The 23491-nt window shown below is 70.1% G+C and carries 17 protein-coding genes; 10 read left to right on the forward strand and 7 right to left on the reverse strand.

The genetic code is table 11. The features are described 5' to 3' along the window. Nucleotides 1-109: 109 nt before the first annotated feature. The gene (gene pilB / locus AB8810_RS06155) at nt 110-1849 is read left to right on the forward strand and encodes a type IV-A pilus assembly ATPase PilB (protein ID WP_369915848.1); all 1740 of its coding nucleotides are present in this window, start codon (nt 110-112) and stop codon (nt 1847-1849) included. A gap of 161 nt (nt 1850-2010) precedes the next feature. On the opposite strand, the gene AB8810_RS06160 is transcribed toward pilB, so the two are convergent. Next, nucleotides 2011-3399, reverse strand: coding sequence for a sigma-54-dependent transcriptional regulator (locus AB8810_RS06160; RefSeq protein WP_369915849.1), 1389 nt, complete (start codon nt 3397-3399; stop codon nt 2011-2013). A gap of 74 nt (nt 3400-3473) precedes the next feature. Continuing rightward, nucleotides 3474-5087 carry a PAS domain-containing sensor histidine kinase gene (locus AB8810_RS06165; RefSeq protein ID WP_191824385.1) on the reverse strand — a complete coding sequence of 538 codons (1614 nt, stop codon included), beginning with the start codon at nt 5085-5087 and terminating at the stop codon, nt 3474-3476. A gap of 279 nt (nt 5088-5366) precedes the next feature. Here AB8810_RS06165 and sucC point away from each other — a divergent pair, with 279 nt between their 5' ends. From sucC to AB8810_RS06185, 4 genes are all read left to right on the forward strand, one after another. Further along, nucleotides 5367-6530, forward strand: coding sequence for an ADP-forming succinate--CoA ligase subunit beta (sucC, locus tag AB8810_RS06170; protein ID WP_191824384.1), 1164 nt, complete (start codon nt 5367-5369; stop codon nt 6528-6530). A gap of 23 nt (nt 6531-6553) precedes the next feature. Further along, complete coding sequence (gene sucD / locus AB8810_RS06175; protein ID WP_179566644.1) at nt 6554-7426, forward strand: succinate--CoA ligase subunit alpha; 873 nt, start codon at nt 6554-6556, stop codon at nt 7424-7426. Nucleotides 7427-8012: 586 nt separating this feature from the next. Continuing rightward, a complete protein-coding gene (locus AB8810_RS06180) occupies nt 8013-10112 on the forward strand; it encodes a pyrroloquinoline quinone-dependent dehydrogenase (protein ID WP_369915850.1) in 2100 nt (699 codons plus the stop codon). Nucleotides 10113-10968: 856 nt separating this feature from the next. Continuing rightward, nucleotides 10969-12606, forward strand: a complete 1638-nt coding sequence (locus AB8810_RS06185; protein ID WP_179566640.1) for an NAD+ synthase — start codon at nt 10969-10971, stop codon at nt 12604-12606. Nucleotides 12607-12815: 209 nt separating this feature from the next. On the opposite strand, the gene egtD is transcribed toward AB8810_RS06185, so the two are convergent. Next, nucleotides 12816-13799 carry an L-histidine N(alpha)-methyltransferase gene (gene egtD / locus AB8810_RS06190; protein WP_179566639.1) on the reverse strand — a complete coding sequence of 328 codons (984 nt, stop codon included), beginning with the start codon at nt 13797-13799 and terminating at the stop codon, nt 12816-12818. After that, complete coding sequence (gene egtB, locus AB8810_RS06195) at nt 13796-15085, reverse strand: ergothioneine biosynthesis protein EgtB (protein ID WP_369915851.1); 1290 nt, start codon at nt 15083-15085, stop codon at nt 13796-13798. The genes egtD and egtB overlap by 4 nt, the downstream gene beginning before the upstream one ends. 155 nt (nt 15086-15240) lie before the next feature. On the opposite strand from egtB, the gene AB8810_RS06200 reads away from it, so the two are divergent. Then, nucleotides 15241-16437: an aminotransferase class V-fold PLP-dependent enzyme gene (locus AB8810_RS06200; protein ID WP_369915852.1), complete on the forward strand. Its 1197-nt coding sequence runs from the start codon at nt 15241-15243 to the stop codon at nt 16435-16437. Nucleotides 16438-16943: 506 nt separating this feature from the next. Here AB8810_RS06200 and AB8810_RS06205 read toward each other — a convergent pair. The 3 genes from AB8810_RS06205 to AB8810_RS06215 all read right to left on the reverse strand — a co-directional run bounded on the left by AB8810_RS06205 (nt 16944) and on the right by AB8810_RS06215 (nt 20305). Further along, on the reverse strand, nt 16944-18416 hold the full coding sequence (locus tag AB8810_RS06205; protein WP_369916632.1) for a glycine betaine ABC transporter substrate-binding protein: 1473 nt from the start codon (nt 18414-18416) through the stop codon (nt 16944-16946). Nucleotides 18417-18439: 23 nt separating this feature from the next. Beyond that, nucleotides 18440-19177: an ATP-binding cassette domain-containing protein gene (locus AB8810_RS06210; protein WP_206257722.1), complete on the reverse strand. Its 738-nt coding sequence runs from the start codon at nt 19175-19177 to the stop codon at nt 18440-18442. A gap of 249 nt (nt 19178-19426) precedes the next feature. Then, complete coding sequence (locus AB8810_RS06215) at nt 19427-20305, reverse strand: outer membrane protein assembly factor BamD (RefSeq protein WP_179566635.1); 879 nt, start codon at nt 20303-20305, stop codon at nt 19427-19429. Nucleotides 20306-20420: 115 nt separating this feature from the next. Between AB8810_RS06215 and rluD the strand changes: the two genes are divergently transcribed. From rluD to AB8810_RS06235, 4 genes are all read left to right on the forward strand, one after another. Beyond that, nucleotides 20421-21428 carry a 23S rRNA pseudouridine(1911/1915/1917) synthase RluD gene (rluD, locus tag AB8810_RS06220; RefSeq protein WP_191824378.1) on the forward strand — a complete coding sequence of 336 codons (1008 nt, stop codon included), beginning with the start codon at nt 20421-20423 and terminating at the stop codon, nt 21426-21428. 223 nt (nt 21429-21651) lie between these two features. Continuing rightward, nucleotides 21652-22425 carry a peptidoglycan editing factor PgeF gene (gene pgeF, locus AB8810_RS06225; protein ID WP_369915853.1) on the forward strand — a complete coding sequence of 258 codons (774 nt, stop codon included), beginning with the start codon at nt 21652-21654 and terminating at the stop codon, nt 22423-22425. Next, the gene (locus AB8810_RS06230) at nt 22410-22952 is read left to right on the forward strand and encodes a DUF4166 domain-containing protein (RefSeq protein WP_369915854.1); all 543 of its coding nucleotides are present in this window, start codon (nt 22410-22412) and stop codon (nt 22950-22952) included. Before pgeF ends, AB8810_RS06230 begins: the two co-directional genes overlap by 16 nt. Next, nucleotides 22876-23382: a thiol-disulfide oxidoreductase DCC family protein gene (locus AB8810_RS06235; protein ID WP_369916633.1), complete on the forward strand. Its 507-nt coding sequence runs from the start codon at nt 22876-22878 to the stop codon at nt 23380-23382. Before AB8810_RS06230 ends, AB8810_RS06235 begins: the two co-directional genes overlap by 77 nt. Nucleotides 23383-23491: the final 109 nt, after the last annotated feature.

The following is a 23491-nucleotide window of genomic DNA, read 5'->3' on the forward strand; positions in this document are numbered from 1 at the left end:
CGGCCCGATTCATGGCGTGGGGCGGCAGCGCCGGCTGTATGTGGCTGTGCCAGAGGCGGTTGCGCTGGAATTGCAGTATCTTTGGTCCGCAAGAACGGGGGCTTTTCACATGAACGCAGCTGTCTCGGCCAACCTAGTCGGCATCACCGGCATCGCGCGCCGCCTGGTTCAGGACGGCGCGCTAGAGGAAGCTGCCGCGCGGACCGCCATGGCGCATGCCGCCGAGGCCAAGATTCCGCTGCCGCAGTGGTTCTCGGAGAAGAAGCTGGTCACCGCGGCGCAGCTGGCCGCCGCCAATGCGGTCGAGTTCGGCATGCCGCTGCTGGATGTGTCCGTGTTCGACGCCAGCCAGAGCGCGATCAAGCTGGTCAGCGAGGAGTTGTTGCAGAAGCACCAGGTGCTGCCGCTGTTCAAGCGCGGCAACCGGCTGTTCGTGGGGGTCAGCAATCCGACCCAGACCCGGGCGCTGGACGACATCAAGTTCCATACCAATCTGACCGTGGAACCGATCCTGGTCGACGAGGACCAGATCCGGCGCACGCTGGAGCAGTGGCAGGCGAGCAACGATACGATCGGCAACTCGCTGGGCGGCGACGACGAGGGGATGGACAACCTCGAGGTCGGCGCCGGCGACGAGGACATGGGCGGCGGCGGCGATAGTGGCGTCGATGCCAAGGGCGACGATACGCCCGTGGTCAAGTTCGTGAACAAGGTGCTGGTGGATGCGATTCGCCGCGGCGCTTCGGACATCCACTTCGAGCCGTACGAGGACGACTATCGGGTGCGGCTGCGCATCGATGGCCTGCTCAAGAGCGTGGCCAAGGCGCCGGTCAAGCTCAATCAGCGCATCGCGGCGCGGTTGAAGGTGATGTCGCAGCTGGACATCGCCGAGAAGCGCGTGCCGCAGGATGGGCGCATCAAGCTCAACCTGTCCAAGAGCAAGCAGATCGACTTCCGCGTCAGTACGCTGCCGACGCTGTTCGGCGAGAAGATCGTGCTGCGTATCCTCGATGGCAGCGCGGCCAAGCTGGGCATCGACAAGCTCGGCTACGAGCCGGAGCAGCAGAAGCTGTTCCTGGACGCGATCCACAAGCCCTACGGCATGGTGCTGGTGACCGGCCCGACCGGTTCGGGCAAGACGGTGTCGCTGTACACGGCGCTGGGCATCCTCAACGACGATACCCGCAACATCTCCACTGCCGAGGATCCGGTCGAAATCCGCCTGCCCGGGGTCAACCAGGTACAGCAGAACAACAAGCGCGGCATGACCTTCGCCGCGGCGCTGCGCTCGTTCCTGCGCCAGGATCCGGACATCATCATGGTCGGCGAAATCCGCGACCTGGAAACCGCCGAGATCGCGATCAAGGCGGCGCAGACCGGCCACATGGTGCTGTCCACGCTGCACACCAACGATGCGCCGCAGACCATCGCGCGGCTGATGAACATGGGCATCGCGCCTTACAACATCACCAGCTCGGTGACGCTGGTGATCGCACAGCGCCTGGCGCGGCGGCTGTGCAACAACTGCAAGCGGCTGGCCCCGGCCATGCCGGAGAACGCGCTGTTGAAGGAAGGCTTCACCGAGGCCGAAATCGCCGCCGGCATCCAGCTGTACGAGGCGGTTGGCTGCGACGAATGCACGGAGGGCTACAAGGGCCGCACCGGCATCTACCAGGTGATGCCGATGAATGACGAGATCGGGGCGATCGTGCTGCAGGGCGGCAATGCGATGGACATCGCCGAGGCGGCGCAGAAGATCGGCGTCAAGGACCTGCGCCAGTCGGCACTGCTCAAGGCGCGCAACGGCATCACCAGCCTGGCGGAGATCAATCGCGTGACCAAGGATTGATGGGGCCGGGATTCGGGAGTCGGGATTGGGGATTCGCAAGAGCGGAGCCGCGTCTCCTCCCGATCCCTGATCCGCCTTTTCTACCTAGGCCGAATTAGGAGAGGAATGGGACACCGTTGCTTTTACGAATCCCCAATCCCGACTCCCCAATCCCGGCTCTTCTACTCCATCCCCAACTTCTTGAGCTTGTAGCGCAGCGCGCGGAAGGTGATGCCGAGCTGGGCCGCGGTGCGGGTCTTGTTCCAGCGGTTCTCCTCCAGCGCCTTCTGGATCGCGGCGCGCTCGAGCTGCTCGATGTAGGAGGGCAGGGCGGAGGAGGTCGGGTCGATGTCGACCACGCCGGGCGGCAGCGCGGGGGCGGCTTCGGCCGCGGCGCGGGCGCTGTTGCCGGGCTGCGGCAGGCGCAGGTCGGCGGCGCTGATCTGGTCGTCTTCGGCCATCGCCAGGGCGCGCTCGAGGATGTTCTCCAGTTCGCGCACGTTGCCGGGGAAGGCGTAGCGGTTCAGCGCGTCCAGCGCCGACGGCGACAGCAGCGGGGTGACCCGGCCGTGGCTCTTGGCCAGCCGCGCCAGGATCGCCGCGGCCAGTTGCGGCAGGTCGCCGCCGCGGTCGCGCAGCGGCGGCACGCGCAGTTCGATCACGTTGATGCGGTAGTACAGGTCGTGGCGGAAGCGGCCGTCGGCGACCAGGTCGGCCAGGTCCTTGTGCGTGGCCGACAGGATGCGCACGTCGGTCGGCACTTCGGTCGAGGCGCCGACCGGGCGCACCGACTTCTCCTGGATCGCGCGCAGCAGCTTGACCTGCATCGGCAGCGGCAGCTCGGCGACTTCGTCCAGGAACAGGGTGCCGCCGTGCGCGGCCTGGAACAGGCCGGCCTGGTCGGCATGGGCGCCGGTGAAGCTGCCTTTCTTGTGGCCGAAGAACTCGCTTTCCATCAGTTCGGCCGGGATCGCGCCGCAGTTGACCGGCACGAACGGACCGGCCGCGCGCGCGCCCTGCTCGTGGATGGTGCGCGCGACCAGTTCCTTGCCGACGCCGGACTCGCCGAGGATGTAGACCGGCGCCTGGCTGCGCGCGACCTTGGCGATGGTGGCGCGCAGCACGTCCATCGCCGTCGAGGCGCCGAGCAGGCGGCTGGCCTGCTCCGGCGGCGGCGCCGACGGCGCGGCGCGTTCGCTGTTGTTGAGTTCCAGCGCGTGCTTGACCAGGCCGCGCAGCACGTGGATGTCCACCGGCTTGCTGACGAAGTCGAAGGCGCCGGCCTTCAGCGCTTCCACCGCCAGGTCCATGCTGCCGAAGGCAGTGATCATCGCCACCGGCGTGCGTGGGTAGTGGCGGGCGATCTCGCTGACCAGTTCGATGCCGTTGCCGTCGGGCAGGCGCATGTCGGTGATGCACAGGTCGTAGGGATTGCTCGCCAGCAGTTCGCGGGCTTCGGCGAGGTTGGCGGCGGTGCTGATGCGCAGCCCCATCCTGCCCAGGGTCAGCACCAGCAGTTCGCGGATGTCGCGTTCGTCGTCGACGACCAGGGCGCTTCGGGTTTCGTTCATGTGCGGAAAAGATAGCCCAGGTACGGGGGGAGCGCCAAATTATCGACGCGGCGGGGGATTCGGTGACGCGTGTCTCAACCCGAGAGCATGGTGTGCGGGCCAGGCAGGACCACGCGGAAGCAGGCGCCGCCGGCCGGTACCGGGACGTATTCCAGGCGTGCCTGGTTGGCCCGGCACAGTTCGCGGGCGATATACAGGCCCAGCCCGGTGCCGTGCTCGGAGGTGGTGAAGAACGGGCGGAACAGCTGCGCGGCGACCGCTTCGGGAATGCCGGGACCGCGGTCCATGACATCGACGATGGCATTGCGTTCCTGCATCGCCACGCGCAACCGCACCCGCGCCGGTTCCTCCATCACCCGGCCGTACTTGAGCGCGTTGTGCACCAGGGCGCTGAGGATCTGGTGCAGGTGCTTGGGATCGACCAGCGCGTGCACCGGCTGCGGCGCGAGGATGGCTTCCAGGCTGTCGGTCTCGATCGACAGGGTCTGCCGGTATTCCAGCACGAAGCGGCGCACGAACACGCCCAGGTCCAGGTTCTCCGGATTGGAGCGCTCGCGCCGGGCCAGGCCCAGCACGCTCTCGACGATGCCGTTGGTGCGCTGGCACTGCATGTGGATGATCTGCAGCAGGCGGCGGTCGGCATCGCCGATCGCCGGCGATTCCTCGAGCAGCTGCGAGGCGTAGCTGATCGCGGCCAGCGGGTTGCGGATCTCGTGCGCCAGGCTGGCCGAGAAGCGGCCCAGCGCCGACAGGGTCAGCGATTCGGCGCGCCGCGACACCACCGTCGCATCGTCCAGGAACACCAGGGTCAGGTCGCCTTCCATCAGCAGCCGGGCGAAGCGTGGCTGCACCTCCGGCTGGTCCGGCGACAGCTGCAGCGGGGTCTCTTCCTGGTTCCAGCCGTTGCGCCAGCGTTGCAGCCGCTTGCCCAGCTCCGGCGCGGCGCTGAGCAGGTCCAGGCGGCCGCTGGCGCTGTTGCCGTCGGCGTCGCCGAGCAGTGCCGAGGCGGCCTCGTTGGCCAGGGTGACGCGGTTCTGCGCGTCCACCACCAGCACCCCGGTGCGCATGCGGCGGATGATCAACTCGTTGATTTCGTAGAGATTGGCCACCTCGGCGCCGCGCCGATCGGCCAGCGTCTGGCTGCTGCGCGCGCGCTGCCCGATCTGGTAGCAGATGTAGGACACCGCCAGGTAGCTGGTCGCGAACATGGCCAGTTCGGCCAGGCTGCGGGTGCTTTCGCCGCCGTCCAGCGAGGTCCACACGTATTCCAGCAGGGTCGCCGCGGCGGCGGTCAGGGCGACGCCGAAGCCGTAGCGCAGCGGCAGCAGCATCGCCGCGGCGGCGACATTGAACAGCAGCATCATCGCGATGCCGGCGCTGGCCGCCGGCAGCGCGTGCGCGGCCAGGGTGGCCGCGGCGATGTCCGCGGTCGCGCTGCAGAACACGATCGGGATCAGGTGGCGTTCGTTGCGGCCCCACAGCAGGAGCAGCAGCGCCACCAGCAGGTAGGCGCCGGCCAGCCCGACCGCCAGTTGCGGAAAGCGCGGCGCGCCGACCAGCACGCTCAACGGGCTGAACACCAGCGCGGCGATCAGTCCGGCCACCAGGACCCGGTACAGCGCGAAGAAGTACAGCTCGCGGCGCGGGATGGACTCGATGCGGTCGATGAGCGAGGCGCTTGTGGGCAAGCCGGACTCCAGCCAGGCGACGGACGGCGCGAGTATAGGCGTCGCGCCGGGGAATGCGATGGCAGGGCCGCACCGGTGGCAGCCTCGGCATGGCCGAGGACGGGCTGCGCGGGACCGCCCGGGCCGGGCCTGCAGGGCCGCCCGCGGCGGTGCCGGAAGCCAGCGCTTTTGCGCCGCCGCCCAGGGTCGGCCACAATATGCGGCCCGTCCGTACCATTCCGGCCGCCATTCCAGGCCCGGATCGCTGCGGGACGGTCGTTCCTCTTCCCACGGTGACGCATGAATTTCCACGAATACCAGGCGAAACAACTGTTTGCCGACTACGGCATCCCGGTCCCGGCCGGACGCGTCGCGTCCACGCCCGAAGAAGCTGTCGAAGCGGCCAATGCCTTGGGCAATGGCCCCTGGATGGTCAAGGCCCAGATCCACGCGGGCGGCCGCGGCAAGGCCGGCGGCGTGAAGTTCTGCAAGACCACCGACGACGTCAAGGCCGCTGCGGCCAAGATGCTCGGCACCTCGATGGAAACCTACCAGTCCGCTGGCGTGGCCCTGCCGATCAGCCTGGTGCTGGTCACCGAGGCCGGCGAGATCGCCAAGGAACTGTACCTGTCGGTGCTGGTGGACCGCGGCACCCAGTCGATCACCTACATCGCCTCGTCGGAAGGCGGCGTGGACATCGAGCAGGTCGCAGCCGAGACCCCCGAGAAGATCCAGACCCTCAACGTGAACTTCGTCGAAGGCCTGCAGCCTTACCAGGCGCGCGAGATCGGCTTCAAGCTCGGCCTCACCGCCAAGCAGGCCAACCAGCTGGCCAAGATCATGGGCGGCCTGTACACCCTGTTCAACGAAAAGGACCTGGCGCTGGTCGAACTGAACCCGCTGGCGATCCTGGACAGCGGCGACCTGTACGCGCTCGACGGCAAGGTCAACTCCGACGACAACGCCACCTTCCGCCACAAGGATCTGGCCGCCATGCGCGACAAGACCCAGGAAGACGAGGCCGAAGTGCGCGCCAGCGAGTACGACCTGAACTACGTGACCATGGACGGCAACATCGGCTGCATGGTCAACGGCGCCGGTCTGGCCATGGCCACCATGGACGTGATCGCGCTCAACGGCGGTTCGCCGGCCAACTTCCTGGATGTCGGCGGCGGCGCCACCAAGGAGCGCGTGACCGAGGCGTTCAAGCTGATCCTGTCCTCGGACAAGGTCAAGGCCATCTTCGTCAACATCTTCGGTGGCATCGTCCGCTGCGACATGATCGCCGAGGGCATCATCGCCGCAGTCAAGGAAGTGGACGTCAAGGTGCCGGTGGTGGTGCGTCTGGAAGGCACCAACGTCGAGGCAGGCAAGAAGCTGCTGGCCGAATCCGGCTTGGCCATCACCCCGGCCGACGACATCAACGATGGCGCCAAGAAGGTCGTCGCAGCCGTCGCTGCCTGAACCCACGAGACTAGGAAGAATTCATGTCTGTTTTGATCAACAAGAATACGAAGGTCATCGTGCAGGGCTTTACCGGCCAGCAGGGGACTTTCCACGCGACCCAGATGGTCGAGTACGGCACCCAGGTGGTCGGCGGCGTGACCCCGGGCAAGGGCGGTACCACCCACATCAACCTGCCGGTGTTCAACACCGTGCGTGAAGCGGTCGACGCCACCGGCGCCGATGCGTCGGTGATCTACGTGCCGCCGCCGTTCGCGGCCGATGCGATCCTGGAAGCGGCCTCGGCCGGCATCAAGGTCATCGTCTGCATCACCGAAGGCATCCCGGTGCTGGACATGCTGCGGGTCAAGAACGTGCTGAAGTCGCACCCGGACGTGACCCTGATCGGGCCGAACTGCCCCGGCGTGATCACCCCGGGCGAGTGCAAGATCGGCATCATGCCGGGCCACATCCACATGCCGGGCAAGATCGGCATCGTGTCGCGCTCGGGCACGCTGACCTATGAAGCCGTGAAGCAGACCACCGCTGCCGGCCTGGGCCAGTCCACCGTCATCGGCATCGGCGGCGATCCGATCAACGGCCTGAACTTCGTCGACTGCCTCAAGCTGTTCAACGAAGACCCGCAGACCCAGGGCATCATCATGGTCGGCGAGATCGGCGGCGACGCCGAGGAAGCCGGTGCCGAGTACATCAAGGCCCACGTCAAGAAGCCGGTCGTCGGTTTCATCGCCGGCGCCTCGGCTCCTCCGGGCAAGCGCATGGGCCACGCCGGTGCGATCGCCTCGGGCGGTTCGGGCACCGCGGCCGGCAAGTTCGCGGCGATGGAAGCCGCTGGCGTCAAGACCGTCCGTTCGCCGGGCGACCTGGGCGCGGCGATCGCTTCGCTGGTGAAGTAAGCGACACGGCGGTTGCGGCATGCGGCGCTCAGGTGCCGCATGTCGCGATCGTGCGATGGCGGCAATGCCGGTCAGCGTCGAACGGGGCCTCGCGAAAGCGGGGCCCTTTTTTTGTGTCGGCGTTTTTTCGAAGGTGTAGCGCCGTGCTGTCTCAGGTGACGAGTGCTTCGCCTGTACCTTCACCCCAAACTCCTCTCTCCGACCGGGCTTGTCGCTCTGCCGTTGCGTGCCGCGCGCCGCTGCTGCACCCGGCAACGTCTGTCAGCTCGGCATGTTCGACGCGGGATTTGCGTTCAACAGTGCGTTCGGCGTGACCTTCGCCGCAACATGCGTTACCGGAAGGCCCGTCGCGCCCAACGGCCAGCGCTTCCAGAGCCGTTGCCACGGGATTTGCGCCGTGGCTGCGATTCGAAAATGTCCCGACGTGCGGTTGCCGGCCATCATTGGCCCGCTTGGCGCCCGCCCCATTCGTCCCTGCGCGGCCGCCATTGGTCACTGTCGTGGCCGCCGCCGTCCCTTGGCCGTGGCGGGCGGACGGGCGCTGCACATACTTGCCGCTACTTCACGTAACGACAGGAGCGCACCGGTGGGCAGCAGATGGCGGGCAGCGATATGTGGTGCGGGACTGGCGCTCGGCGCCGGCGGGATCTGCGCGGCGGCGCCGGGCGACTGGTCCAGCTATGCCGGCGCGCCCGGCGGCGGCCAGCATTCGCCGCTGACCCAGATCACTCCGGACAACGTGGGACGGCTGCGCATCGCCTGGTCGTTCCGGACCGGCGAACTCGGCGCGGGCCTGCCGGATCCGGAGCGGCGCCGCTTCGAGGCCAATCCGCTGGTGCTGGACGGGCGCATGTACCTGGTCACCGGCACCGGCATCGCCTTCGCGCTGGATGCGGCCAGCGGCCGCGAACTGTGGTCGTTCGACGCCCAGGTCGCGCGCGGCAAGCACTACAGCGATCCGGCCTCGCGCGGGGTGAGCTTCTGGCGCGACGCGCAGGCCGCGGCGGGCGCGTGCCGCGAGCGCATCGTGTTCGGCACCCTGGACGCACGGCTGATCGCGCTGGACGCCGCCGACGGTCGGCCCTGCGCCGGGTTCGGCACTGCCGGCAGCATCGACCTGCGGGCCGGGATCGACGTGCAGGACAGGCCCGGCGATGCCTGGGCCAACTATGCGGTGACCTCGCCGCCGGTGGTGGCCGGCGACGTGCTGGTGGTGGGCAGCTCGATCGGCGACAACCGCGGGCATGCGCTGGAGCAGGGCGTGGTGCGCGGCTACGATGCGCGCAGCGGGCGCGAATTGTGGCGCTGGGATCCGGTGCCGCGCGCTCCGGCCGCCGCGGCCGCGGCCGGCTGGCAGCCGGAGCAGGCCGCCACGGTCGGCGGCGGCAACGCCTGGGCGCCGCTGGCGGTGGATCCGGCTCTGGGGCTGGTGTACGTGCCGACCGGCTCGGCCAGTCCCGACTACTACGGCGGCGAGCGGCTCGGCGACAACCGCGATGCGAATTCGCTGGTGGCGCTGGACCTGCACAGCGGGCGCCGGGTGTGGGCGCAGCAACTGGTGCATCACGACCTGTGGGACTACGACCTGGCCTCGCAGCCGGTGCTGACGACGGTGCAGACCGCGCAGGGGCCGCGCGAGGCGGTGCTGCAGGCGACCAAGACCGGCTTTCTGTTCGCCTTCGACCGGCGCGACGGCAGCCCGGTGTTCCCGATCAGCGAAGTGCCGGTGCCGGCGACCGACGTACCCGGCGAGCGCATCTCGCCGACCCAGCCGATGCCCGAGCCGGCGCTGCGCCTGGCGCGGCATACGCCGCTGACCGCCGCCGACGCCTGGGGCGCGACGCCGGGCGCGCGCCGCGAGTGCGCCGCGCTGATCGCCGGGCTGCGTTCGGAAGGCCTGTTCACTCCGCCCAGCGTGCGCGGCACGATCGCGCTGCCGGGCTGGGCCGGCGGGGTGAACTGGGGCGGCATCGCGGTGGACCCGCAGCGCCAGCTGGCGATCCTGCCGGTGTCGGACCTGCCGATGCAGGTGGCGCTGATCCCGCGCGCGCAGTTCCTCGACAGCGACCACGCGCGCTATCCCGCCCAGCAGTTCAACGACATGGAGGGCACGCCGTACTACATGCGCCGCGGCATGCTGGCTTCGTCCCGCGGCGTTCCCTGCGTCAAGCCGCCATGGGGGCGGCTGGTGGCGGTCGATCTGCGCACGCGCAAGATCGCCTGGGAACGCCCGCTCGGCACGCTGGAAGAGCGGCTGCCGTGGCTGCCGCTGGACGTGGGCACGCCGCTGCTCGGCGGCGCGGTGACCACCGCCAGCGGGCTGACCTTCATCGCCGCGGCCGCCGATGCGCGCCTGCGCGCGCTCGACAGCGCCAGCGGCAAGACCCTGTGGGACGCCAAGCTGCCGGCGGGCGGCCAGGCCACGCCGTCGATCTATGCGGTGGACGGCAAGCAGTACGTGGTGATCGCCGCCGGCGGCCGCGAGGGCATGGGGGCGCTGGGCGATTACGTGGTCGCCTATACGCTCGATGGCCAGGGCCAGGAGGTGGTGTTCCAGCACGGCGTGGCCGCGCGCATGGCGACCCTGGGCCTCGTCGCGCTGGCGCTGCTCGCGGCCGTGGTGACGCTGTGGCGGCGCTGGCGCCGTCGGCGTCGTGCGCGGGCAGGGAGCCGCGGCAATGGGTGAGGCGATGCGCGGCGTGCCGCTCCCTGTGGGAGCGACTTCAGTCGCGAAGCGAGGTCTGTCAGCGACCGGCTTCGGAGCCAGTCGGGACTGAAGTCCCTCCCACAGTGCACCCAGTGCGCACTCGGAATGCCGCTCCTTGTAGGAGCGGCTTCAGCCGCGACACGGAGTCTGTCAGCGACCGGCTTCGGAGCCAGTCGCGGCTGAAGTCCCTCCTACAGTGCACCCAGCGAGCTGTCGGCATGCCGCTTCTTGTAGGAGCGACTTCAGTCGCGACGCGCGGTCTGTCAGCGACCGGCTTCGGAGCCAGTCGGGACTGAAGTCCCTCCCACAGTGCACCCAGCGGGCACTCGGCATGCCGCTCCTTGTAGGAGCGGCTTCAGCCGCGACACGGAGTCTGTCAGTGACTGACTTCGGAGCCAGTCGGGACTGAAGTCCCTCCTACAGTGCACCCAGCGGGCACTCGGCGTGCCGCTTCTTGTAGGAGCGGCTTCAGCCGCGACACGGAGTCTGTCAGTGACTGACTTCGGAGCCAGTCGGGACTGAAGTCCCTCCCACAGTGCACCCAGCGGGCACTCGGCGTGCCACTCCTTGTGGGAGCGACTTCAGTCGCGACGCGGGGTCTGTCAGCGACCGGCTTCGGCGCCAGTCGGGACTGAAGTCCCTCTCCCACAGTGCATCCATCCGGTGACGGGCGCAGCGTGGGGTAGGCGAGCCGGATCGCCTGCCGCGGTGCGGCGCTACACTGCGCATTGCCGGCGTGCGCATGTCGGCTCCGCCGCTGCTGGCGCTGCGCCGTCGGCGGCTGGCATCGGCGCGGCCGCCGCGCTTTTCCCCTCCCGCTTCTGCAAGGTTGTCCATGTCTTCTTCCCTTCGCATCGCCATGGCCCAGTTCGATTTTCCGGTCGGCGCCGTGGCCCAGAACACCGATCGCATCATCGCGATGATCGACGAGGCGCGCGACGAGTACGGCGCCGACATCGTGCTGTTCCCGGAGCTGGCGGTCAGCGGCTATCCGCCGGAGGACCTGCTGCTGCGGCCCGGCTTCCTCGCCGATTGCGAACTGGCGGTGCAGCGCATCGCGGTGCGCGTGCACGGCATCGTCGCGGTGGTCGGCTGGCCGCAGAGCGCCGGCAGCGTGGTCTACAACGCGGCCAGCGTGCTGCGCGGCGGGCAGATCGAAACCACCTACCGCAAGCGCGAACTGCCCAACTACGCGGTGTTCGACGAGCGCCGCTATTTCGATGTCGATCCGGACGGCGGCAGCTGCGTGTTCGAGGTCAAGGGGACCCAGGTCGGCCTGGTGATCTGCGAGGACCTGTGGTTCCCCGAGCCGCTGGCCGATACCGCGCGCCACGGCGCCGAACTGGTGCTGGTGCCCAACGCCTCGCCGTACGAGCGCGGCAAGCATGCGCAGCGCGATGCGTTGCTGGCCGAGCGCACCCGCGAGACCGGCGTGGCGCTGGCCTATCTCAACGTCGTCGGCGGCCAGGATGCGTTGGTGTTCGACGGCGCCTCGGTGGTCGCCGACGGCGACGGCAGCGTGCATCCGGCCGCGGCGGCGTTCACCGACCAATGGCTGGTGGTGGACTACGCGACGCAGGCGCGCGCGTTCACCCCGTTGCGCTGGATCGACGACGGCGACGAAAGCATGGACGCGCTGGCCTGGCGCGCGGTGGTGCGCGGGCTGCGCGACTACTGCGGCAAGAACCGGTTTTCCAAGGTGTGGCTGGGCCTGTCCGGCGGCATCGATTCGGCGCTGGTGCTGGCGATGGCGGTGGACGCGCTGGGCGCGGACAACGTCACCGCGGTGCGGCTGCCGTCGCGCTACACGGCCGACATGTCCAACGACCTGGCCGACGAGCAGTGCCGCGCGCTGGGGGTGAAGCTGGAGACGGTGGCGATCGAACCGGCGTTCGAGGGCCTGCTGCAGGCGCTCGGTCCGTTGTTCGCAGGCACCCAGCCCGACGTCACCGAAGAGAACCTGCAGTCGCGCAGCCGCGGCGTGATCCTGATGGCGCTGGCCAACAAGTTCGGCGGTCTATTGCTGACCACCGGCAACAAGAGCGAGTACGCGGTCGGCTACGCCACCATCTATGGCGACATGTGCGGCGGCTATGCGCCGCTGAAGGACCTGTACAAGACCGAGGTGTTCGGCCTGGCGAAATGGCGCAACACGGTCGGCGGCGCGCCGGTGATCCCGCCGGCGGTGATCGCGCGGCCGCCGTCGGCGGAACTGCGCGCCAACCAGACCGACCAGGATTCGCTGCCGCCTTACGACGTGCTCGACGGCATTTTGTATCGCTATGTCGACCAGGAGGAATCGCGCGACGAGATCGTCGCCGCCGGTTACGCCGCCGAGGTGGTCGATCACGTGGTGCGGCTGGTGCGGATCACCGAATGGAAGCGGCACCAGGCCGCGCCGGGGCCGAAGGTGTCGCGCCGCGCGTTCGGCCGCGAGCGGCGTTATCCGATCACCAATGGGTATCAGGGCTAGCCAGGGCGGCGCCGCGGCCACGCGGTGTCTCGTGGTGGGGGCGGATCGGCTGCGGTGGGGGTCGGTCGCGGCTGAAGCCGCTCCTACAAGGGGCGGCAGGGAGGCGGCCAGTCAACGTGTCTGCCTCGGTAGTGCGTGCCGGGCGGCGCGCTACCGGTTCGCGCGAATGCGCTTGCCAAGCCCGACTCCGATTCCTCAATCCCGGCTCTTCAAACCGCCTGCAGCAACCGCAACCCGAACGCATCGTCCTGCGCGTTCCAGCCGTGGCTGACGCGCAGGCCGGCGGCCGCGGCCATTTCGCCGAAGCTCTGGTCGCTGTACTTGTGGCTGTATTCGACCTGCATCGCTTCGCCGGCGGCGAAGTCGAAGCGGTGTCCGGCCACGTGCACCTGTTGCGCGCGCTGACTGACCAGGAAGGTTTCGATGCGCTGGCGCTCGCGCGCATACACCGCGCGGTGGCGGAACTGCGCCAAGTCGAAGTCGCTGCCGATCTCGCGGTTGAGGCGGCGCAGCAGGTTCAAGGTGAACTCCGCGGTGACCCCGGCGGCGTCGTTGTAGGCCGCTTCCAGCACCGCAGGATCCTTGTCCAGGTCGATGCCGATCAGCGCGCAGCCGTCGTGGCGCATGGTCTCGCGCATCGAGCGCAGCAGTTGGATGCCGTCTTCGCGGGTGAAGTTGCCCAGCGTGGAGCCGGGGAAGAACACCAGGGTGCGGCGCGCGCTGCGCTGCGGCGCCGGCAGGTCCACCGGCGCGGTGAAGTCGGCGCAGACCGGCAGCATCTGGATGCGCGGGAAGCGTTCGGCCAGGCGTGCGGTGCTGGACATCAGCATGTCGCGCGAGATCTCGATCGGGGTGTAGGCCACCGGCTCGCGCAGGCCTTCCAGCAGCAATTCGGTCTTGCGCCCGCTGCCGCTGCCCAGCTCCACCACGTGCGCACCGAGGCCCACCGCCTGCGCGATCGACGGCATCCGCGCTTCCAGCAGGGCCAGTTCGGTACGCGTCAGGTAGTACTCGGGCTGGCGGGTGATCGCTTCGAACAGGCGCGAGCCTTCGGCGTCGTAGAAATATTTGGACGGCAGTTGCTTGGGGCTGCGCGACAGCCCGGCGATCGCGTCGGCGGCGATGTCGTCCGGTTGCGGATGCAGGTCGGTGAGCGCGGCTTCGGTCAGGGCGCGGGCGGTCGCAGCGTTCATGCGGGATCCTTGGCCAGGCGCACGCCGGCGAATTGCCAGCGCGCATCGGAGGGGAAAAAGTTGCGGTAGCTGGCGCGGATGTGGTCGTGCGGCGTGGCGCAGCTGCCGCCGCGCAACACCCACTGCGCGTTCATGAATTTGCCGTTGTATTCGCCCAGCGCGCCCGACCACGGGCGGAAGCCGGGGTAGGCCAGGTAGGCGCTGCCGGTCCATTCCCAGACATCGCCGAACAACTGCTGCAGGCCGGCCTCGCCCTGCGCGGCGGACTGCGGGTGCAGCGCATCGGCATCGACGAAATTGCCTTCGATGGCCACGCCGGTGGCGGCCTGTTCCCATTCGGCTTCGGTCGGCAGCCGGGCGCCGGCCCAGCGCGCGTAGGCGTCGGCTTCGAAGAGGCTGATGTGGCAGACCGGCGCATGCGGATCGCGCTCGCGCCAGCCGCCCAGGGTGAATTCGCGCACGCCGTCGGCATGCCAGTACAGCGGCCGCTGCCAATCCTCGGCGTTGCGCCGTGCCCAGCCATCGCTGAGCCACAGGGCGACGTTGCGGTAGCCGCCGTCGGCGATGAATTGCGCGTACTCGGCGTTGCTCACCGGACGGCTGGCCAGCGCATGCGCCGGCACCAGCACGCGGTGCCGCGGCGACTCGTTGTCGTAGGCGAAGGCGGCGTGCGCCGGCCAGCCGGGCGCGCCGATCTCGCACAGCTGTTCGTCGCGCTGGATCCAGCGCAGGGTTCGGGCCGGGGCCTGCGCCACGGCCAGATCGTCGCGATAGGCCGGGGCCAGCGGATTGCTCCAGAACGCGTGCTTGATGTCGGTCAGCAGCAGTTCCTGGTGCTGCTGCTCGTGGTGCAGGCCCAGTTCCAGCACCTGCAGCGTCTGCGCCGACAGGTCGCCGGCCTGCAGCCGCGCCAGCACCCGCGCCTCGACCTCGGCGCGGTAGTCGCGCACCTGCGCCATGGACGGGCGCGACAGCACGCCGCGCCGCGGCCGCGCATGCATCGGGCCGACGCTCTGGTAGTAGCTGTTGAACAGGTAATCCCACTGCGGATCGATCGCGCGGTAGCCCGCGTCGGCGGCCAGCACGAAGCGTTCGAAGAACCAGGTGGTATGCGCGAGATGCCATTTCGCCGGACTGGCGTCGTCCATGCTCTGCACCATCGCGTCTTCCTCGCTCAGCGGCGCGGCGAGCAGGCCGGTGCGCTGGCGCACGCTGCGGAAACGCGTCGCCAGCGGGACGCTGGACGCTGCGGGCGAGGGGGATGCCGCCGGGGAGGTCGCTTGCATCGGGCAAGCTTAGGGGAAGACCGTGAATATGCCGTCATGCGTGGTGGAACGTCGCGTTACGCTAGAGCCTGTTCATGCGATGGGGGCCTCCCCTCTCCCGATCGCGCCAACAGGCCCGACCGCACATGTCTACGCCAGACCCTTCCCACGCATTCATGTCCTCATCCGCGGCCGGCGCCGCCGTGCCGCCCGGCTTGCTCGACCTCGCCGAGGCGGCGCACGCCTTCGTCCTCCCCGAGGGAGTGCGCTATCTGGATACCGCCAGCAAGGGCCCGCGGCTGGCCGGCGTGCTTGCCGCCGGGCAGGCGGCGCTGGCCGATTCGATCGCACCGTGGACGCTGTCCTTCGACGCGTGGCGCGCGCAGATCGAGACTCTGCGCGGCCTGGCCGCCGCCACGCTGTTCGAAGGCGACGTCGACGGCGTGGCGATGCTGCCCTCGGCCGCCTACGGCCTGGCTACCGCGGCGCGGCAATTGCCGCTGGCGGCCGGCGAGGCGGTGCTGCTGCTCGACGGCCAGTTCCCGTCCAATCTGTTGCTGTGGCAGCAGCGCTGCGCCGAGACCGGAGCGCACCTGGCGGTGGTGCGGCGCGGGCCGCAACAGGACTGGACCGAAGCGGTGCTGGCGGCCCTGGACGCGGAGCCGCGGGTGCGGATCGCGACCCTGCCCAATGCCTACTGGCGCGATGGCGCGCTGCTGGACCTGGACCGCATCGCCGCGCGCGTGCATGCGGCGGGCGCGGCGCTGGTGCTGGACCTGAGCCAGAGCCTGGGCGTGCTGCCGGCGCGGCTGGCGGCATGGCGGCCGGACTTCGTGGTCGCGGTCGGGCACAAGTGGCTGCTCGGGCCGATGGGATTGGCCTGGTTGTGGGCGGCGCCGCACTGGCGCGCGCACGGTGTGCCGATCGAACACCATTGGCAGGCCCGCGATCCTGGCGCCGACTGGAATTTCCCGGTCGAGGCGCCGCCGCCGTTCCGCGCCGGCGCGCGCCGCTTCGATGCCGGCGGCGTGACCGAACCGCTGCGGCTGGCGATGGCCACCGCGGCGTTGCAGCAGGTGCAGCATTGGCAGCCGGCGCGGATCGCGGCGCGGCTGGGCGCACTCGGCGCGGCGTTCGAGGATGAGCTGCAGGCGCAGGGGGCCGGCGATTGGACCGTGCCCGGGCATGCGCCGCACCTTGGCGCGCTGCGTCCGCCTGCGGCGGCGATGCAGGCTTTGCTGCCGTGGCTGCAGCGCGCGCAGGTGATCTGCACGCATCGGCATGGTGCGTTGCGCATCGCGCCGTACCTGCAGCTGACGCCGGAGGCGATGCGTGGGCTGGCGCGGGAGATGGTTGCTGCGGCGCGCGGGTGAGCGGTGGTTTGATCGTTTCTGGGAGAACTTGCTGCCACCCTGCCGGGTGCACTGTAGGAGGGGTTTCAGCCCAAGCAGCTAGCGGACTCTAGACGTCTTCCGCTTCGTTCGTCGCGACTGAAGTCGCTCCCACAGTGGGCTTGCAGTGAGCTTGCCGGGGTTCAAGTAGAGGAGTGTCAGCCCTGACTTTTACCGAGGCTGGAAAGGTTTCCGCTTCGTCTGTCGCGGCTGAAGCCGCTCCTACATGGGGTTTGCGGGCGAGCCTGCTGAGTGCACTGTCAGGGGGACTTCGGTCCCGAGTGTGGCCGGAGCCCTGAGGCTCGCCGCTTCGTTCGTCGCGGCTGAAGCCGCGGCTACAGGTACCTGCGGCTGCACTGTGGGAGGGGGACGTCAGTCCCGACGGGTACCGAAGCCGATCGCTGGCCGGTGCCACGCTGCGATCGATCGGCCGAGCGCACGATCGCGCGCCCTGTCGCGCCGATGAGCGGCGCCTGGACGCGCAGGCCTCAGCGCCGCGCCGCCAGGCGCAGGCCGCGCGGGGTCAGCCAGCGCTCCAGGCCCTCGAACACCCCCTGCACCAGCAGCGCCAGCACCGCCGCCGGCACCGCGCCTTCCAGGATCAGGCCGATATCGTCGAGCCGGATGCCGGTGAGGATCGGCTGGCCGTAGCCGCCGGCACCGATCAGCGCGCCCAGTGTGGCGGTGCCGACGTTGATCACCGCCGCGGTCTTGATTCCGGCCAGGATGGTGCGCAAGGCCAGCGGCAGTTCGATCCGCCACAGCCGCGTGCCCGGCGGCAGGCCGATCGCCGCAGCGGTCTCGCGCAATTCGCGGGCGATGCCGGTCAGGCCGGCATGGGTGTTGCGCACGATCGGCAGCAGGCTGTACAGGAACAGCGCGGCGATCGCCGGCTTGGCGCCGATGCCGAACAGCGGAATCATGAACACGAACACCGCCAGCGACGGCAGCGTCTGCAGCACCCCGGTCAGCGACAGCACGACCTGGCCGAGCCGCGGCCGATAAGCCGCCACGATGCCCAACGGCAGCGCCGCCAGCAGGGCCAGGCCCAGCGACAGGCCGACCAGCGCCAGGTGTTCGCGCGTGCGTTGCAGCAGGCGCGTCAGCCTGGTGTCCTGTGCCGGCGCGGCGATGCCCAGCCAGTGCGCGGCGATCGCGCTTTCGGCGCGCTTGTCCAGCTTCGCCTCGGCATTGAGCCGCTGCATCGTCGCCGCGTCGATGCGTCCGCCCAGGCCCTGCAGCGCCTGCACGAACCGCGGCGCGCGCTGCGCCAGGTCGCTGCGATACAGGAACACCGCGGCGTAGCGCGGAAAGTAGCGGCGGTCGTCCTGCAGCACCAGCAGGTCGTGCGCCGGGATCTCGGCGTCGGTGCTGTACAGGTCGGTGATGTCGATCGCGCCGCTGTCCAGCGCGCGGTAGGCCAGGTCGTGGTCCAGCCCGGTCGGGGTCTGCGGCAGCCGGTAGGCCGCGCGCACTCCGGGCCAGCCGTCGGCGCGCGACACGAACTCGTTGCTGAGCCCGAGTTTCAGCGACGGATGCGCGGCCAGGTCGGAGATACGGGCGATGCCCAACGCTTGCGCGCGCTGCCGGCGCATGCCGAATGCGTAGGTGTTGTCGAAGCCCAGCGGCGCGCTCATCGCCAGGCCGCGCTGGGCCAGGGCCCGGCGCAACGCGGCATCGTCGGCATCGGGCAACTGCAGCAGTTCCGTGGCCAGGGTACCGGTGTATTCGGCATAGGCGTCGATCGAGCCCTGCTCCAGCGCGCGCCACAGGATGCGGGTGCCGCCGAGCTGGCGCCGGTGTTCGACCTCCACCCCGGCCTGGCGTCCGGCGCCGGCGGCGATCTCGCCGAGCACCACCGCCTCGGTGAAGTTCTTCGAGCCGACCACCACTTTCTCCGGCGCTGCTGGAGCGCTGCCGGCGAGCAGGACGAGCGCCGCCGCGAGCAGGAGCAGCGGCAGCGCGCAGCGCCGCACCGACGCCCTCACCGCGCATCCTCCAGCGTGCGCTGCGCGTGCAGGAACTGGCCGACGAACGGCTCCGCGGGCGTATCCAGCAGGTCGCGCACGCTGCCTTCCTGCACGATGCGGCCATTGCGCATCAGCACCAGGGTGTCGCCCAGGTAGGCGGCCTCGGCGACGTCATGGGTCACCAGCACCACGGTCTTGCCGAGCAGCGCGAACAGCTCGCGCATCTGCGTCTGCAGTTCGTGGCGCACGATCGGGTCGAGCGCGCCCAGCGGTTCGTCCAGCAGCAGCACCGGCGGGTCCAGCAGCAGCGCGCGGATCAGGCCCACGCGCTGGCGCTGGCCGCCGGACAGTTCGGCCGGATAGCGCGCCAGCAAGGCCTCGGGCAGGCGGCACAGCGCGGCCAGCTCGTGCAGGCGCGCGTCGATCCGCGGCCGCGCCCAGCCCAGGGTCTGGGCCAGCAAGGCGGCGTTGTCGCGCGCGCTCAGGTGCGGGAACAGCCCGCCTTCCTGGATCACGTAGCCGATGCGGCGGCGCTGCGCCAACAGGGTGTCCCGGCGCAGCGGCTCGCCCTGGAAGCGCACCTCGCCGCTGTCGGGCCATTCCAGCCCGAGCAGCATGCGCAGCACGCTGGACTTGCCGGCGCCGCTGGGGCCGATCAGCGCGGTGGTGCCGCCGGGGGCGATGCGCAGATCGACCCGGTCCAGCGCGAGAGCGTCGCCGTAGCGGCGGGTGACCCGATGCAGTTCGAACATGCGCCCAAGCATAGCCGGGCCGCGGCGCTGCACCACAGATCGCGACACTGGTGCCGGCCTGCGCCATCGGCCAGGACCACATGTCCAGGGCGCTGCCGCTGGCGGCTGCCCGGACAGCCGCGGTCCTGCGTGGATGCAGGCGGCGCAGCCGGGCGGCGACCATCGCGCACGGCTGCGTCGGCAATGCCTCGGTCGCCAAACGCAAAAAGGGGCCTTGCGGCCCCTTTGCGTTGCATCCGGCAGCGTGGCTCAGCGGGCCATCTGCGAGTTGGACTGCCCGGTGGAAGCGGACTTCTCGCCGGCGAACGGGTTCAGCTTGCGGATCATCCACGGATACTTCGGCCAGTGGCCGGTCAGCCACGGATGCTGGGGATCGTTGAGTTCCAGCACCCGGCGCGCATCGTCGGCCAGCGGCTTGTTGCCCAGGTGGGTGTAGGCGTCGGCCAGCACCGCCACCGCGTCGTACTGGTAGGCGCTCTGCGGGTAGGTTTCCAGCAGGTAGGTGGCGCGGCCGGCGGCCGACACCCAGGCGTTGCGGCGCAGGTAGTACAGCGCGTTGTCCAGCTCGTGCTGGGCGAACACGTTGCGCAGCGCGATCATGCGCTGGCGCGCGTCGGCGGCGTAGCGGCTGTTCGGATAGCGCTCGGCGACGATGTTGAAGTCGGCGTAGGCCTGCTGCGGCGTGGACAGGTCGCGGCGGCTCGGGTCCAGCGACCACACCCGGCGCAGGAACACCGTGTCGCGGTTGGAGTTGGACAACCCGCGCAGGTAGTACATGTAGGAGATGTTGCGGTGGGTCGGGTAGGTACGGATGAAGCGGTCGATGCTGGACACCGCGTCGTCGTGCTTGCCGGCCTTGTACTGGGCGTAGGCGGACTCGATCATCGCCTGCTCGGTGTACTGGCCGTAGGGGTACTGCGCGACCAGGCGCTTGAAGCTGCCCTCGGCGCCGGCCCAGTTGCCGCTCTGCATCTGCGTGTGCGCCTTCTGGTACAGCTGTTCCACCGGCATCCCTTCTTCGGGATTCTTGTTCTTCTGGCGGTGGCAACCCGTTGCCACGACGACCATGACCAGCATCAGGGCGATGAAACGGACGTGCGCGGAGAGCGGGACGGAGCGTCGGATCATGGGTTCGGGCAGGACACGTCAGGAATACGAAGGGGCGATGATAGCCTAGTGGCCTGTCCGGCGACTGACTATGGCCGCCGCGACCCTCCCTTTCCGACGTAGCCGTGCCCTTTTCATGCCCAATACCCTCCCGGACACCCCTGAGGACGCCGTCTCCGACGGCCCGCGCCAGGCGCGCGTGCCCGATCACGCCGCCGGCCGCCGCTTCGACGCGGTCCTGGCCGAGCTGTTTCCCGAATTCTCGCGTTCGCGCCTGGCCGAATGGATCAAGTCCGGCGACGCGCTGCTGGACGGTGCCCCGGCGCGGCCGCGCGACGCCCTGCGCGGCGGCGAGATCGCCAGCCTGCATGCGGTGCTGGAGACCCAGACCCATGCGCTGCCGGAGGACATCCCGCTGGAGGTGCTGTACGAGGACGACCAGGTCATCGTGCTGAACAAGCCGGCCGGGCTGGTCGTGCATCCGGGCGCCGGCAACCCCAGCGGCACCCTGGTCAACGCCCTGCTGTACTTCGATCCGTCGCTGGCCTCGCTGCCGCGCGCGGGCATCGTGCACCGCCTGGACAAGGACACCAGCGGCGCCATGGTGGTGGCGCGGACCCTGCCGGCGCACACCTCGCTGGTGGCGCAGCTGTCGGCGCGCGACGTGCACCGCCAGTACCTGGCGGTGGTGGCCGGGCCGCTGGTCTCCGGCGGCACCGCCAATGCGCCGATCGACCGCCACCCGCGCGACCGCCTGCGCATGGCGGTGCGCGAGGACGGCCGCGACGCGGTCACCCATTACCGGCTGCGCGAGCGCTTCCGCGCGCATACCGCGCTGGAATGCCGCCTGGAAACCGGGCGCACCCACCAGATCCGCGTGCACATGGCGCACCTGAAGCACCCGATCATCGGCGATCCGCTGTACGGCGGCCCGCTGAAGCTGCCCAAGGGCGCCACCGAGGAGCTGATCGCCGAATTGCGCGGCTTCAAGCGCCAGGCGCTGCATGCCGAGACGCTGGAGTTCAAGCACCCCACCCATGGCGAGCCGGTGCGCGCCACCGCCGCGGTGCCGGCCGACCTGTTGCGCCTGCTGGCCGCGCTGCGCGTCGATTCGCGGCTGGCCGCCGAGCAGGCGCGGCGCTGAGCATGGCGCCGGCGGGCGAGGGCAGGCCTGGCGCCTTGCATCCATTCCCGGTCGGACCCGCTCGGGAATGGGCGACACGGCTTGGCGTGCCGGTGCAGGCGGCGCGGCCGCGCGGCCGGTGTGCTGGTTTCCGATACGCCCGCGCGGCGGTCGTCGCCGGGAGCGCGACGCTGTGCCCGGTCGCGCCGTTCGCCGGCGCTGGCCTGTCCAGGGCCGCACGCGCATGACCGACTTCGCCCTTGCCGCCGACTGGCCGGCGCCGCCGCGGGTGCGCGCGCTGACCACGCTGCGCACCGGCGCCGGGGCGTCGCCGCCGCCGTTCGACCGGTTCAACCTGGGCAACCGCAGCGCGGCCGACGGCGACGATCCGGCCACGGTGCAGCGCAACCGCGACGAACTCGCCGCGCGCCTGGCGCTGCCGTCGCCGCCGCACTGGCTGCGGCAGGTGCACGGGGTGCAGGTACTGCGCTTCGAGCGGCCGCCTGCCGCGGCCGGCATCGACGCCGAGCCGACCGCCGATGCCGCGGTCACCGCGGTGCCCGGCGTGGTGCTGGCGATCCTGACCGCCGATTGCCTGCCGGTGACCTTCGCCGCCCGCGACGGCAGCGAGGTCGGGGCCGCGCATGCCGGCTGGCAGGGCCTGGCCGGCGGCGTGCTGGAGGCCACCGTCGCCGCCCTGCGCACGCCGCCGGCGCACCTGCAGGCCTGGCTGGGCCCGGCCGCCGGCCCGCAGGTGTACGAGATCGGCGAGAACGTGCGCGATGCCTTCCTCGGCCACGATCCGGCCGCGGCCAGCGCCTTCGTCGCCACCCGCCCCGGACACTGGCGGGTGGACCTGTATGCGCTGGCGCGGCAGCGCCTGGCCGCCGCGGGGATCGACCCGGCGCAGGTGCACGGCGGCGGCCTGTGCACCATCTCTGACGCGCAGCGCTTCTTTTCCTATCGCCGCGACCGTCGCAGCGGGCGCATGGCGACGCTGGCATGGATCGCGGACTGAGCGCGCCGCTGTTCGCGCAAGTGCTGGGGCCCGCATTCGCGCAGCTGCCGCCGGCGCTGCGCACGCTGCATTCGGTGCCGCAGCGGCAGCGCTACGTCGGCCAGGCCGAGGTACGCCGCGGCCGGCATCCGTTGCTGCCGCTGTGCGCATGGCTGGCGCGCCTGCCGCCGGCCAACGCCACGCTGCCGATCGAGGTGACCTTCAGTGCCGACGCGCAGGGCGAGCGCTGGCAGCGCCGTTTCGGCACGCACGCGATGCCGTCGCGGCTGTGGCTGCAGGACGGTCGGCTGCGCGAGCGCCTGGGCGCGGTCGAATTCGAATTCGCGCTGCGCGTGGACGCCGCCGCGATCGTCTGGAGCGCCGCGCGCGCCTGGGCGTTCGGTGTGTTGCCGCTGCCGCGACGCTGGCTGGCCGGCGTGCATTGCCGCGAATCCGAGCGCGACGGCCGCTATGCGTTTCTGGTCGAGGTGGCGCTGCCGTGGATCGGCCCGTTCATCCGTTACGAGGGCTGGCTTGAGCCGGCCTGAACTCGCGCGCGACGCAGTGTCCGCGGCGGGCGCCGACAGCGCGATCGTGGTGTTCGACGGGGTATGCCTGCTGTGCAGCCGCTGGGTGCGCTTTCTGCTGCGCTTCGATCGCCGCGGCCGCTACCGGTTCGCGTCGATCCAATCGGCCAGCGGCCGCGCCTTGCTCATCCGCAATGGCCTGGATCCCGACGACCCGCTGTCGTTCCTGCTGCTGACGCCGCAACGCGCGTGGACCGATTCGGACGCGGCGATCGGCGTGATCGCCGGCCTCGGCGGCGCATGGCGCGTCGTGGCGGTGTTGCGGCTGTTGCCGCGGCGCTGGCGCGATGCCGGCTATCGGGTGCTGGCGCGCAACCGCTACCGCTGGTTCGGCACTTCCACGCAGTGTTTCCTGCCCGATCCGGAGCAGCGGTCGCGCTTTCTGGAGTGAGCCCGGCGCACGGTGGCCGCGCGCTGCAGTCGCCCGGCGCGCCGCGAACAAGTCGCCGAACGGCGCGCTGACCGCTTGCCTTCGCTTCCAGGGCACGTGGTGCCATGGC

This window comes from Xanthomonas sp. NCPPB 3005 (assembly GCF_041228095.2).
Taxonomy (GTDB): Bacteria; Pseudomonadota; Gammaproteobacteria; order Xanthomonadales; family Xanthomonadaceae; genus Xanthomonas_A; species Xanthomonas_A bonasiae.

What these genes read in the sequence shown, in the direction of transcription:
- pilB (WP_369915848.1), top strand. Translation starts at nt 110, where the DNA reads ATGAACGCAGCTGTCTCGGCCAACCTAGTCGGCATCACCGGCATCGCG.
- AB8810_RS06160 (WP_369915849.1), bottom strand. Translation starts at nt 3,399, where the DNA reads ATGAACGAAACCCGAAGCGCCCTGGTCGTCGACGACGAACGCGACATC.
- sucC (WP_191824384.1), top strand. Translation starts at nt 5,367, where the DNA reads ATGAATTTCCACGAATACCAGGCGAAACAACTGTTTGCCGACTACGGC.
- sucD (WP_179566644.1), top strand. Translation starts at nt 6,554, where the DNA reads ATGTCTGTTTTGATCAACAAGAATACGAAGGTCATCGTGCAGGGCTTT.
- AB8810_RS06185 (WP_179566640.1), top strand. Translation starts at nt 10,969, where the DNA reads ATGTCTTCTTCCCTTCGCATCGCCATGGCCCAGTTCGATTTTCCGGTC.
- egtD (WP_179566639.1), bottom strand. Translation starts at nt 13,799, where the DNA reads ATGAACGCTGCGACCGCCCGCGCCCTGACCGAAGCCGCGCTCACCGAC.
- egtB (WP_369915851.1), bottom strand. Translation starts at nt 15,085, where the DNA reads ATGCAAGCGACCTCCCCGGCGGCATCCCCCTCGCCCGCAGCGTCCAGC.
- AB8810_RS06200 (WP_369915852.1), top strand. Translation starts at nt 15,241, where the DNA reads ATGTCCTCATCCGCGGCCGGCGCCGCCGTGCCGCCCGGCTTGCTCGAC.
- AB8810_RS06210 (WP_206257722.1), bottom strand. Translation starts at nt 19,177, where the DNA reads ATGTTCGAACTGCATCGGGTCACCCGCCGCTACGGCGACGCTCTCGCG.
- AB8810_RS06215 (WP_179566635.1), bottom strand. Translation starts at nt 20,305, where the DNA reads ATGATCCGACGCTCCGTCCCGCTCTCCGCGCACGTCCGTTTCATCGCC.
- rluD (WP_191824378.1), top strand. Translation starts at nt 20,421, where the DNA reads ATGCCCAATACCCTCCCGGACACCCCTGAGGACGCCGTCTCCGACGGC.
- pgeF (WP_369915853.1), top strand. Translation starts at nt 21,652, where the DNA reads ATGACCGACTTCGCCCTTGCCGCCGACTGGCCGGCGCCGCCGCGGGTG.
- AB8810_RS06230 (WP_369915854.1), top strand. Translation starts at nt 22,410, where the DNA reads ATGGATCGCGGACTGAGCGCGCCGCTGTTCGCGCAAGTGCTGGGGCCC.
- AB8810_RS06235 (WP_369916633.1), top strand. Translation starts at nt 22,876, where the DNA reads ATGCGTTTCTGGTCGAGGTGGCGCTGCCGTGGATCGGCCCGTTCATCC.